Genomic DNA, 13,020 nt, shown 5'->3' with positions numbered 1-13,020 from the left:
TAAGCTATAACTTATTAGTCCTGCCATTCGTATCGCAGATATGGATGTCTTGCTGCTCCAACCTCATCCATTCTTGTAACCGGTGTTGTAACAGGCGCCTGATGAAGCTGTTCAGCATCTGTTTCTGCAATTTCATACAGTTTGCGTAATACTTCTACTGCTTCATCCAGAGTTTCTTTGGACTCTGTCTCTGTCGGCTCTACCATCAGTGCTTCCTCAACGATCAGCGGGAAGTACATTGTCGGTGGATGTATACCGTTATCAAGAAGTCCTTTTGCAATATCCATTGCAGAAATTCCTGTTTTCTTTTTCAGATCTGCAAGACTCATTACGAATTCATGCATACATACCTCGTCATACGCCATTGTATAAAGGTCTTTCAGTTTGTTCATCATGTAATTTGCATTCAGAACCGCATTCTGGCTCGCTTCCGGAATACCTTCGCGTCCCAGTGTCTTCACATAGGTAAGTGCTTTTACGATGACTGTAAAGTTTCCATAGAAGCTCTTCATCTCACCGATGCTCTGTGGTTCTTTTACAAATTTCAATTCTTCTTCTCCATCTACTACATAAGACGGAAGAAACGGAACCAGCATGCTCTTGCATCCAACAGGTCCGCTTCCAGGACCACCGCCACCGTGCGGAGTTGAGAAGGTTTTGTGAAGATTCAGATGGATCACATCAAATCCCATATCTCCAGGGCGAACAGCTCCCATAACTGCATTTAAGTTTGCTCCGTCATAGTAGCAAAGTCCGCCACAGTTATGAACGATCTCCGTGATCTTCAGAATATTCTTATCAAAAAGTCCTACCGTATTTGGATTGGTAAGCATAAGTCCTGCTGTATCCTCTCCGCATACTTCCTGTAATTTTTCAAGATCAACACCACCATCCGGTGCAGATTCAATGCTGACTACCTGGAATCCTGCCATTGCCGCACTTGCCGGGTTGGTTCCATGTGCAGAGTCCGGAACGATGATTTTCTTTCTCTTTTCGTCTCCACGGCTCTTATGATATGCTTTGATCAAAAGGAGCCCTGTAAACTCTCCGTGAGCACCAGCTGCCGGCTGGAATGTCATACGATCCATACCTGTGATCTCGCAAAGCAGCTTTTCAGATTCCTTGATGACTTCCAGGCATCCCTGTACCGTATGTGCCGGCTGCAGTGGATGGATCTCTGTGAATCCCGGAAGTGCTGCCATATCTTCATTGATCTTCGGATTGTATTTCATTGTACAAGATCCGAGTGGATAGAAACCATCATTCACACCATGTGATTTCTTTGCAAGCTCTGTATAATGTCTGCTCAGTTCAATCTCAGAAAGCTCTGGCAGATGAAGTTTTTTCTCTCTTTTATCTTTTTCCTGTGGAAGTGTTACTTCTACATCGCATTCTGGCAGTAAATCGCAACCTCTTCCAGGTCTGCTTTTTTCAAATATTAACATTACTGCACCTCCTTCAGAATCTGAACAACTGCGTCCATCTCTTCTTTGGTATTCACTTCTGTACAGCACCACAGAATTCTGTGTTCGTCAAGCGGAAATCCTCCAAGGATTCCTTTTTCCTCAAGTGCTGCAAGTGCTTTTGCGGCCGGAACATCTGATACAGTTACGAATTCATGGAAAAATTCTCCTTTGTTCTCGGTCTGGTATCCAACTTTTGCAAGTTCTGCTGAAAGATAATGTGCTTTTGAGGTTGAAAGTGTTGCTGCTTTCTTAATCCCTTCATTGCCCATTGTTGCCAGATAAACGCCTACTGCAAGTGCGCAGAGTGCCTGGTTTGAGCAGATATTGCTGGATGCTTTTTCACGACGGATATGCTGTTCTCTTGCCTGAAGAGTAAGTACATAACCTTTCTTTCCATTGTGGTCTTCTGTCTGTCCGACGATACGTCCCGGAAGATTTCTCATCATCTTCTGTGTTGCAGCCATAAATCCAAGATATGGTCCGCCGAATGCAATAGAAAGTCCAAGTGGCTGTCCTTCGCCAACTGCCACATCAGCTCCATATTCTGCCGGTGTCTTTACTACACCGAGAGAAATCGGATTGACATTCATCACATATTTCGCACCGGCTCCATGTGTGATCTCACCAATCTCGGCTGCTTCTTCCAGATTACCGTAATAGTTCGGATGCTGGATCAGTACACATGCTGTCTGTGCATCTACATGTTCCTTCAGATATTCAATATCTGTAAGTCCATCTTTTTCCGGAATTACTTCTACTTCCATTTCATTTCCGAAGCAGTATGTTTTGATCGTCTCAAGAACATATGGATTCACGGTAGCTGAAACAAGTGCTTTACTGCGTTTTCTGTCACGGCACATTGCCACACCTTCTGCGGATGCTTCTGCGCCATCGTATACGCAGGCATTGGAAATATCCATTCCTGTCAGATCACAGATCATGGTCTGATATTCAAAGATCGACTGCAGGATTCCCTGGCTGATCTCTGCCTGATAAGGAGTATATGCAGTTAACAAATTTTCTTTTGAAATCACGCTCTTTACTGTTGCCGGAATAAAATGCCGGTAAGCGCCTGCGCCGCGGAAAATCGTCTTAAAGACCTGATTCTTTGCAGCAATATTTTCCATATCACGACGTACTTCTAATTCTGTTTTTCCTTCCGGAATATTAAGACCGCCCTGGATCTTTACTTCTGCCGGAATATGTGCGAACAGATCATCAATTGTCTGAAAACCGATTTCTTTCAGCATTTCCTGACGCTGTTCTTTTGTATTCGGTACATAGCTTCCCATGAATGGTTCACCGCCTTTCCCTGATTATTCTTCGCTTGCTACAAATGCCTCATATTCTTCTGCTGAAAGAAGTTCCTCTGTTCCGGATACATCTTTTACTTTGATAAACCATGCATCATACGGAGCGCTATTGATCGTTTCTGGTGCGTCAAGAAGTTCTTCGTTGATTTCTTCAACTTCTCCAGTTACCGGTGAATATACATCTGATACCGCTTTTACAGATTCAACATCTCCAAATACTTCTCCTGCCTCTACACTGTCTCCGGCTTCCGGAAGATTTACAAATACGAGATCGCCGAGTGCTGACTGTGCATAATCCGTAAGACCAATTGTCCAGACTCCGCCTTCTTCTTTTACCCATTCGTGTGATTTTGTATATTTTAATTCTGCTCTAACTTCCATGATTTTAATCTCCTTTTCTTTTCAACTGCCGGTCGCCTTTTCCAAACACTCTCTATCGCTTTTTCTGCGACCGACCTGTTAATCTATTTTCGTTATTATTTTCTTTTATTTTGCTCTCTTATAGAACGGAAGCTGCACAACTTCTGCTTCCACTCTTCTTCCACGTACATCTGCTTCTACCTTGTCGCCAATTGCTACGCTTCCGGCATCAACAAGTGCCATAGCAATCGGATATCCAAGATAAGGACAATGTGTTCCGGATGTTGTATGTCCGATCTTCTGATCTCCAACATACAGATCCTGATGTTCACGGATGATTCCTCTTCCTGTTACTTTAAGACCAATTCTTTCGATCTTTGGTGTTCCTCTGTCTTCCATGGCTTTCTTTCCGATGAATTCGTCTTTCTTCATCTTAACACCGAAGTTCAGACCTGTTTCAAGAGGTGATACTTCATCATCCATCTCATGTCCGTAAAGAGGCATTGCTGCTTCCATACGAAGTGTATCACGTGCACCAAGTCCACAAGGAATCAGTCCCTCTTCTTTTCCAGCTTCAAGAAGTGTCTCCCACATCTTTTCTGCAAGATCACTTGCCAGGTAGATCTCTACTCCATCTTCGCCGGTATATCCTGTCTTGGATACGATGCAAGGCATTCCGGCAACTTCTGCACCAAATACTGCATGATAATATTTCTTTGGAATACTTTCTTCTGTTGTAAGTTTTCTTAAAATTTCCATCGCCTTCGGTCCCTGAAGAGCGATCTGTCCATACTGGTCGGATACGTCTGTAAATGTAACTTCTCCTGACTGATGTGCGAGCATCCACTGATAATCCTTATCCTTGTTTGCTGCATTTACTACGATAAAATAGTGATCATCTGCTCTTTTGTATACGATCAAGTCATCTACAGTTCCACCGTTCTCGTTACACATCGGACTGTATCTTGCCTGTCCGTCTACCATATTTGTAAAATCGTTTGTAAGGATGTGCTGCAGATTGGCAAGAGCATCTTTTCCTTCACAAAGGATTTCACCCATATGAGATACATCAAAAAGTCCGGCCTGAGTACGTACTGCCATATGCTCTTTGATCACGCCTGTCTCATACTGAACCGGAAGAAGGTACCCGGCAAATGGCACGATCTTTCCACCTGCTTTTACATGAGCGTCATAAAGGGGTGTTTTTAATTCCATCATTTTTTCCTCCTGTTATTCATAAAGTGGATATTTATCGCAAATCTTTGTAACTTCGGCACGGATTTCATCTGCTTTGGTATCAAAGTCTGTAATCGTCATCTTGATCAGTTTTGCGATGGTCTTCATATCTTCTTCTTTCAGACCTCTTGTTGTAACAGCCGGTGTTCCGATACGAACTCCACTAGTTACAAACGGGCTTGCCGGATCATTCGGAACTGCATTCTTATTAACTGTGATGTAAACTTCATCCAGTCTGTTCTGAAGTTCTTTTCCTGTGATGTTCATGTTCTGAAGATCTACCAAAATCAGATGATTGTCTGTTCCACCGCTGACAAGGTTGAATCCTTCTTCAACCATAGCTTCTGCAAGTGCTTTTGCATTCTTGACAACCTGTTCCTGATAGGTTTTAAATTCCGGTTTTAATGCTTCTCCAAAGCATACGGCTTTTGCTGCGATAATGTGCATCAGAGGTCCGCCCTGTGTTCCCGGGAAGATTGCTTTGTTGATTGCTTTTGCATATTCTTCTTTGCACATGATCATTCCACCACGAGGTCCTCGGAGTGTTTTATGTGTTGTTGTTGTAACTACATCAGCATAAGGAACCGGGCTCTGGTGAAGTCCTGCTGCAACAAGACCTGCAATGTGTGCCATATCTACGAAAAGATAAGCTCCAACTTCTTTTGCAATATCTGCAAAAATATCAAAACGGATCTCTCTCGGATAAGCCGAAGCTCCTGCTACGATCATCTTCGGTTTGCATTCATGTGCAAGCTTTCTGATCTCATCGTAATCCAGAACACCGTCATCATTGACATTGTAAGGTACGAAATTGTAAAGGATACCGGAAAGGTTTACCGGTGAACCATGTGTAAGATGTCCGCCGTGTGCCAGGTTCAGTCCCATAACTGTATCGCCTGGTTTGATCAGCGCCTGATATACAGCTGTATTCGCATTTGCTCCTGAATGTGGCTGTACACATACATGGTCACATCCAAATAATTTCTTTGCACGTTCGATTGCAAGATTTTCAAGAATATCTACATCCTCGCATCCGCCATAATAACGTTTTCCCGGATAACCTTCTGCATACTTGTTTGTCGGTACAGTTCCCATCGCAAGCATAACTGCCGGACTTACGATATTCTCTGATGCGATCAGTTCAAGGTTTCTGCGCTGACGGCCAAGTTCTAACTGCAGCGCTTTTCCTACTTCTTCATCACATTCAGTAATGTAATTTGTTACATCTTCAATTCTGTTCATTCTCTTTTACCTCCTTAGAACCAACTACCTTGTCTTTTTTGCTCCCTTTTCGGTGTGTTAAATTCAGAATTTTATCATTTATATCTATGTTTTTCTGAATATTCTGCTTTTTAGGGTACAAAAAAAACAGGCAAAAAAGTTTTCGTCATTGAAATCTTTTTTGTCTGCCTCTGTCCGTTCACCTGAAAGATCACCTGGGCTTTTGCGCTATACAGTCCAGACTACTTCTTCGGTACAATACGTATATATTGTTCTCCAGAGTGTTGTCCGAATATGTTCCTTTTGCCTGAGAGTTTCTGCCTGCCCCTTCGGCTCATGCTGCACATTAAATAACGGTGCGCGCCGTCTGTACAACAAGTATCTCACATATTCATCTTCCAACCTTAACGTTAATCCCATTATATAATTGTCGTTACAATTAGTCAAGCGTTAAATAATTTTCTTTATTGTTTATTATTTGTCAGAATATTTAATAGTTTTTCCCTATAGGCATTGTTTTTATTGACTATTTTTTTAACTATATCATCGATTTTCTTTGTCTATTTTTACAAATCAAATTTTTTCTCAAAATCCACACATTCTAGCCAACCTATCACGATTACACTCCCTAGTCTCTGCCATTTTTATTCCAAAATCCCAATTTTTCTTCATCAATATTACTTATTCGAAAAATCTATCTTTCATTACTTCACCACATCAACCTGTTATACTACTTTTTTCTATCCACCCAAAAATTATGGAAGCCTCTGCTGACATAATTTTCGCTTTCAGAGGCTCCTCAGAATGGTTGGCACAACGGAATTTGAACACTTATATTTGTCCCGTTTGTCTCACAACTTCCCCAACAAACTTTTTTGCACAAAAAGATCCGGACTTCCCAAACATGGGAAATCCGGATCTTTTCAAATCTCTACCACTCAAATTTCTTCTCAAAGTATGCTTTGAGATCTTCAATTTTAATTCTTTCCTGCTGCATTGTATCACGGTCACGAACAGTAACTGCTCCGTCTTCTTCTGAATCAAAGTCATAAGTTACGCAGAACGGTGTTCCGATCTCATCCTGACGACGATATCTCTTACCGATATTTCCTCTGTCATCAAATTCGCAGTTGTAGTATTTGCTAAGCATAGCATAAACCTTCTCAGCGCCCTCGTTCAGCTTCTTGGAGAGCGGAAGCACACCGATCTTAACCGGTGCAAGTTCCGGATGGAAATGCATCACAGTACGTGTAGAACCGTCTTCCAGTTCTTCCTCATCATATGCTGCGCAAAGGAACGCAAGTACCACACGGTCAGCTCCAAGTGATGGTTCGATTACGTATGGGATATATTTTTCATTTGTCTCATCATCAAAGTAAGTCAGATCCTGTCCTGATACATTCTGATGCTGTGTCAGGTCATAATCGGTTCTGTCTGCGATTCCCCACAGCTCGCCCCATCCGAATGGGAAGAGGAATTCTACGTCTGTTGTAGCCTTGCTGTAGAAAGAAAGCTCTTCTTTATCGTGATCTCTGTAGCGGACTTCATCTTCCTTCAGACCAAGTGAATACAGCCAATTCAGGCAGAAGTTCTTCCAGTAAGTAAACCATTCAAGGTCTGTATCCGGTTTGCAGAAGAATTCAAGTTCCATCTGTTCGAACTCACGGGTACGGAATGTAAAGTTACCCGGTGTGATCTCGTTACGGAATGATTTACCGATCTGACCAATACCAAATGGAAGTTTCTTTCTTGAAGTTCTCTGTACATTCTTAAAGTTTACGAAGATTCCCTGTGCAGTCTCAGGACGAAGGTAAACAACATTCTTTGCATCTTCTGTTACACCCTGGAAAGTTTTGAACATCAGGTTAAATTCACGGATCTCTGTGAAATTATGTTTTCCACAAGTCGGGCACGGAACTTCATGTTCTTTAATAAATCCTTCCATCTCTTCATGTGACCATCCGTCAATGCTGTCCGGAATATCAATTCCATGCTCATGTGCATAATCTTCAATGATCTTATCTGCACGGAAACGTTCGTGACATTCCTTACAGTCCATCAGCGGATCACTGAATCCTCCCAGATGTCCGGAAGCGATCCATGTCTGCGGATTCATCAGGATCGCACAGTCAACACCTACATTGTACGGGTTCTCCTGTACAAATTTCTTCCACCATGCTCTCTTTACGTTGTTCTTAAGTTCAACACCCAGGTTACCATAATCCCATGTATTTGCAAGCCCACCGTAGATTTCAGACCCCGGATATACAAAGCCTCTTGATTTTGCCAAAGCTACAATTTTGTCCATTGTCTTTTCTACCATAACACTAATCCTCGCATTCTTTTTATTTTTCGTTAGAAGAACAAAGCTACTTATCGCGATAACATTTATTCTTCTCTGATTCACCTATTATACCTATTGCATATAGGTTTTGCAAGCTTATCCTGCTAATTTTCGCCAGATTTGTCTTTATTTTCTAATCTAATATACAATTTTCCGGTTATTTCAGCCCTGTGAGCTGCTTCAGAATCTCAAGCGACTTGAATCTGTGATCCACGTATACATCTAGATAACGCTCCATTACTTTTCCCAGTTCCTGTAAAACTTCATCGCTTAAGGTAAAGGTATAGAGCTTTTCCACCGGTGTCCCGACAATGAACTGCATGGCATAAAGGGTAGACGTATTCAGCCGCATTCCGTCATAGACATTCTGACCGCATTCACTGCAGACCAGACCGCCCTCCTTCACACTGAACACACAGGGACGTTCCCTGTTCCCGCATCTGACACACTGAAATACCTGCGGTCCTTCCCCGCTGACACTGAGTGCCTTCAGTTCAAATATGTAGCGTACCAGCTCAAATGGAATGATCTTTTTCGTCAGCACGCGCATCGTCTGATAAAGAAGCTTCAGCATTTCCCGCTCGTCATTGGCTTCCCTTGTATAAAAATCTGCAAATTCGAGAAAATAAAATGCATAATATGCCGCTTCCACATCCGTTCGGAGCTCTGCAAAATAATTTTCGATCTCTGCCGACTGGAGAGTATTGGAATTTCTTCCTTCATACAGCATGAATTTTCCGAAATTACAAGGTGTACAAGCCCCTGCAAGCGGACTGTTCGGTCGTCTCGCCCCTTTTGCAAACGCTGATATTTTCCCTTTTTCTTTTGTCAGGATCACGACTCTTTTATCATATTCACCGATCGGTGCTACCGACAAAATCATCCCTGTCATTGTTGTTAACTGATTCACTGCATTTGTCCCCGTATTTCTCCGTTTTCGCTTTACAGACTTCCTTTTCCCGGTAGGAGAGATAATCCTCCACCCGTCCTGTCCTTGCAAACTGATCCCAGTATTCCTGATTCATCCTTCGGTCACCTCATCTTTTTCTTATGCCTTTTAAGATTAGGTTCTCCCATATTTTCAGATGCTATACTGCGTAATATCTGCCAGCTGTTTTTCAGAGAAACACCTTGACATTTTTTACTCGTCTTCTCGGTATCCAAAGTTTTTGATCAGGAAATCGCTGTCTCTCCAGTCTTTCTTTACTTTTACCCAAAGCTGGAGATTTACCTTACATCCGAGCATCTGCTCGATCTCATATCGCGCCGTACTGCCGATCTTTTTCAGCATGGATCCCTGCTTGCCAATGATGATTCCTTTATGTGAATCACGTTCACAGATGATCGTTGCCTCAATATCCATCACTTTTTTGCGTGCTTTCATCTTCTCGATTGATACCGCAATTCCATGTGGAATCTCCTCATTCAGACAGTGCAGTGCTTTCTCACGGATCAGCTCTGCCACGATCTGCCTTTCCGGCTGGTCGGTAATGGTATCTTCATCATAAAACTGCGGTCCATACGGAAGATATTTCATGATGACCTTTAAAAGCTCGTCTGTATTTTCACCGGTTCTTGCAGATACCGGAACGATATCTGCAAACTGGTATACTTCGTTGTATTTTGCAATACACGGAAGAATGTCTTCCTTCTTCACAGTATCTGCCTTGTTAATGACCAGCACGACCGGTGTCGTCACCTTCCCAAGCTGCTGCACAATGTGCTGCTCTCCGGCTCCGATAAAGGTACTTGGTTCAACCAGCCACAGTACCACATCCACTTCATTTAAGGTGCGCTCTGCCACATTTACCATGTAGGTCCCAAGCTTGTTTTTCGCCTTATGGATTCCCGGTGTATCAACAAATACAATCTGTCCTTCATCGGTCGTAAGTACCGTCTGGATCCGGTTTCTGGTGGTCTGTGGTTTATTCGATGTAATAGCAATCTTCTGACCGATCAGATAGTTCATAAGTGTGGATTTCCCCACATTCGGCCTGCCGATCAGCGTTACAAATCCTGATTTAAAATCTGCTCTCATGCATTCTCCTTCTAAAATAAATTCTCAACTGTCATAAACAGTTCTTTTTCTTCTTCTATCTTTGCTTCGTTTCCGATCACACAGATCTGATCATTTGCAAGCACCGCACGTGCCACACCTGCAAGTGCACGGATATCCTCCTGGTTGGCCGTAAGGATCTGTTCTCTTTCTTTTCTGATCATCTCTGCACTGACATGATTCATATAAAGATTCATAGAACGGTCTCCCTTGGTTGCCGGTGTCATCGGCTGATCAATGTTGCTGATCGTTCCGATAATATATTTTGTCATATCACGCTCACTAACCGTGAAGTTCTCCAGATATTCCGGAACTCCGTCATAGATTTCCAGAGTTCTTCCCAGGTTCGGATCACGGTAAGATACAAAATAGCCCTCACCAATGCGGTTAAAGTTGCTCATGCATCCATAAGCTCCTCCTTTTACACGGATATTGATCCAGAGATACTCATAACTCATGATCACTTTCAGGATCTGCAGTGCCCCGTTATATTCTTCTCCTGCATCAATAAAGTTGCCTGCCTTTGCCGCAAACTGTACTTTTGAAGAAGTCTTAAAGCCTTCATTCTTCTTCTCACAGTGCAGGATGCACCGGCTCTGTGGCATCCTCTCCGGATAAAGGACTTCTTTTAAGCTTCCGATCTCCTCTTCTAAAACGGCAAACCCTTCTCTTGTGGCTGTATAACTGATCATCATATTGCCTTTTCTAAAAAGCAGTTCAGATAAAGCTTTTAATCCATTTGTAATCTCTTCCTTCTTCTCCTCGAAATGTTCTTCCATCTCACGGATGTTCTGGTAATATTCTATTCCATTCGTCGTATCTTTGAATTTTGAAATCGGTGACTTATAAGACATTGCCCGGAGTGCTGCTGCGGAATGTCCTGCAGACAGGAAACGATCCTGCAATCTGGTCTTTGTCATAGAAAGAATCTCTTTCAGACGTTTTTCATCATCCAGTTTCGATGCTGTCAGAATCTCTTTCATCATACGGATGGCAAATGGAATCTGTCCATAAAGTGCTTTCCCTTTGATTTCAAAAGTTGCCTTGAATTCTTTTTCTTTTACTTTCGTCACATCCGGGTAAAGCTCCAGAGAAGTTCCGATTCCTCCGGTGTGTCTGTTGATTTCATTGAAAAGTTCTCCATATTCATAATGCTCGGTGTCAATGATTCCGAGAACTGCCTGCAGAAGCCCCACCATCGGGAGATTCTTTTCCGGCACATCCGAAAGGTCAAACATCAGATCCAGATAACCGATCCCGTTCGTTTCAATCTCATGGAAGACAGTCGGGATATCTGCAATCTTCATCTCTTCATTGTAAATCGGTGCGATCTCTCTGGAAATATCCTCCCTTGTCAGCATCGGGATCTTCTCCAAATCCTCCTGACTTGACGGTTCTTCCTGATACTCCTGTAAATGCTTCGTATCTGTAACCAGCTTTTCGATTTCTTCCCTGCTAAGGCTTTCTTTGTATGCCTGCAGTTTTTCTTTTAATTCTGCATCCAGTCTGGCTGTACGTCCCGGTTCCGGCACGATCGTAACCAGTGCTCCATGCTGATTATCCAGAAGGTATGTCTGAATCAGCTTTTCAAAATACCCGGTACTGATCTGCTCTTTTAAGAATGCAAAGGTGCCCAGCGCCTCCACATGGATAAACGGCTTTGTTTCATCATAAAGCCAGCTGTCAAATATCTGCAGACCGTACATCAGTCCCTTCGGATAGCCTCCGAAGTCTGCTTCACGGTAACGGAATTCATGGTAATTGATTCCCGCTTCCAGTGCCTTTTTGTCCATTCCGTTTTCTACGATAGCCTTCAATGTATCTTCGATCACTTTTACAAATTCTGCTTTCTGCTCTTCATTGGCATTCTTTGCCACAATGGAGAAGATCGGCTGATAGGTGCTGCTGTCATACGACCCACTGATATCTTTTCCAATTCCTGCTTCCAGAAGTGCTTTTGTAATTGGTGCTCCCGGTGCAGAAAGCAGTGCATAATCCAGGATCTGGAATGCCAGATACAGCTTTTCATCCAGAGAAGTCCCAATGACCTTATTGTAGGAAAGATAGGTGTTATCTTCTGTCGATTCATTACTTGCGATCGAATACGGCTTTGTGATATCATGCATTTGCTCAAACGGCTTCTGCAGATGGATCTCAGAATCTACTTCTTTTTTATCGTAAGCAGACAGATATTCCTGATCCAGCCAATTTAATTTCTCTTCCATATCCATATTTCCATAGAGGTAAATATAACTGTTGGACGGATGATAATAGGTTCTGTGGAAATTCAGATATTCTTCATAAGTCAGTTCCGGGATCACATCCGGATCTCCGCCGGACTCATTTGCATAGGTCGTATCCGGGAAAAGAGAATTCAGGATCATACGGTCCAGAACACCATCCGGTGAAGAAAAAGCTCCCTTCATCTCATTATAAACAACTCCGTTATAAGAAAGCTCCCCATCTGCTTCCTCCAGGTGATAATTCCAGCCCTCCTGCCGGAAGATTTCTTCGTGTTTATAAATATTCGGATGCAGGACTGCGTCCATATACACGTCCATCAGATTCTGAAAATCCTTTTCATTACAGCTTGCAACCGGATATACCGTCTTGTCCGGATAAGTCATCGCATTCAAAAAGGTGTTCAAAGATCCTTTTACCAGTTCCACAAACGGATCCTTGGTCGGAAACTTTTCCGAGCCACACAGAACAGTATGTTCCATGATATGTGGCACTCCGGTACTGTTCGTGGTCGGTGTGCGGAATCCGATATTAAATACTTTATTTTCATCATCATTGGAGATCAGAAGCACCCTCGCACCACTCTTTTTATGTCTTAAAAGCGCTCCTTCCGATTTCAGATCCGGAAGAGGTCTGTGCTCAATGATCTCATATGCTGTAAGCTTTGTTAAATCCATATATGATTTCCTCCAAGTTCTGTAGTTAGTCTCATAAATAACATTGTACACATTTCTTTGATTTGATACAAGGTCTTGGTGGGAAATGTTTTCCATAATCCGATGT

Annotated in this window: 10 protein-coding genes and 1 riboswitch; all 10 genes read right to left on the bottom strand. The window is 42.7% G+C overall.

The window, feature by feature from the left end; translation table 11 throughout:
• Window positions 1-14 precede the first annotated feature (14 nt).
• The 10 genes from gcvPB to PG840_RS07165 all read right to left on the bottom strand — a co-directional run bounded on the left by gcvPB (window position 15) and on the right by PG840_RS07165 (window position 12,914).
• Window positions 15-1,445, bottom strand: coding sequence for an aminomethyl-transferring glycine dehydrogenase subunit GcvPB (gcvPB, locus tag PG840_RS07210; RefSeq protein WP_270613462.1), 1,431 nt, complete (start codon window positions 1,443-1,445; stop codon window positions 15-17).
• Window positions 1,445-2,758, bottom strand: coding sequence for an aminomethyl-transferring glycine dehydrogenase subunit GcvPA (gcvPA, locus tag PG840_RS07205; RefSeq protein WP_270246017.1), 1,314 nt, complete (start codon window positions 2,756-2,758; stop codon window positions 1,445-1,447). Before gcvPA ends, gcvPB begins: the two co-directional genes overlap by 1 nt.
• A 24-nt stretch (window positions 2,759-2,782) precedes the next feature.
• Window positions 2,783-3,160 carry a glycine cleavage system protein GcvH gene (gene gcvH, locus PG840_RS07200; RefSeq protein WP_117555635.1) on the bottom strand — a complete coding sequence of 126 codons (378 nt, stop codon included), beginning with the start codon at window positions 3,158-3,160 and terminating at the stop codon, window positions 2,783-2,785.
• A gap of 105 nt (window positions 3,161-3,265) precedes the next feature.
• Window positions 3,266-4,354, bottom strand: a complete 1,089-nt coding sequence (gcvT, locus tag PG840_RS07195; protein ID WP_117555633.1) for a glycine cleavage system aminomethyltransferase GcvT — start codon at window positions 4,352-4,354, stop codon at window positions 3,266-3,268.
• A 15-nt stretch (window positions 4,355-4,369) separates the two neighbouring features.
• Window positions 4,370-5,617: a serine hydroxymethyltransferase gene (gene glyA / locus PG840_RS07190; protein WP_117555631.1), complete on the bottom strand. Its 1,248-nt coding sequence runs from the start codon at window positions 5,615-5,617 to the stop codon at window positions 4,370-4,372.
• Between the two features lie 264 nt (window positions 5,618-5,881).
• Window positions 5,882-5,994: riboswitch (glycine riboswitch) on the bottom strand.
• Between the two features lie 533 nt (window positions 5,995-6,527).
• On the bottom strand, window positions 6,528-7,919 hold the full coding sequence (locus tag PG840_RS07185) for a glycine--tRNA ligase (protein WP_117555629.1): 1,392 nt from the start codon (window positions 7,917-7,919) through the stop codon (window positions 6,528-6,530).
• Window positions 7,920-8,097: 178 nt separating this feature from the next.
• Window positions 8,098-8,850 (bottom strand): DNA repair protein RecO, encoded by a 753-nt coding sequence (gene recO, locus PG840_RS07180; RefSeq protein WP_270205312.1) that lies wholly within the window; start codon window positions 8,848-8,850, stop codon window positions 8,098-8,100.
• The gene (locus PG840_RS07175) at window positions 8,795-8,965 is read right to left on the bottom strand and encodes a hypothetical protein (RefSeq protein WP_270613461.1); all 171 of its coding nucleotides are present in this window, start codon (window positions 8,963-8,965) and stop codon (window positions 8,795-8,797) included. Before PG840_RS07175 ends, recO begins: the two co-directional genes overlap by 56 nt.
• Before the next feature lie 116 nt (window positions 8,966-9,081).
• On the bottom strand, window positions 9,082-9,978 hold the full coding sequence (era, locus tag PG840_RS07170; protein WP_117555625.1) for a GTPase Era: 897 nt from the start codon (window positions 9,976-9,978) through the stop codon (window positions 9,082-9,084).
• An 11-nt stretch (window positions 9,979-9,989) separates the two neighbouring features.
• Window positions 9,990-12,914, bottom strand: coding sequence for an insulinase family protein (locus tag PG840_RS07165; protein WP_270613460.1), 2,925 nt, complete (start codon window positions 12,912-12,914; stop codon window positions 9,990-9,992).
• Window positions 12,915-13,020: the final 106 nt, after the last annotated feature.

The sequence above is a fragment of the Coprococcus sp. AM97-35 genome (genome assembly GCF_027697525.1).
GTDB classification, from domain to species: domain Bacteria; phylum Bacillota; class Clostridia; order Lachnospirales; family Lachnospiraceae; genus Allocoprococcus; species Allocoprococcus comes.
The sequence above is the reverse complement of the archived record's forward strand: the minus strand, read 5'-3'. Positions and strand labels throughout refer to the sequence as shown.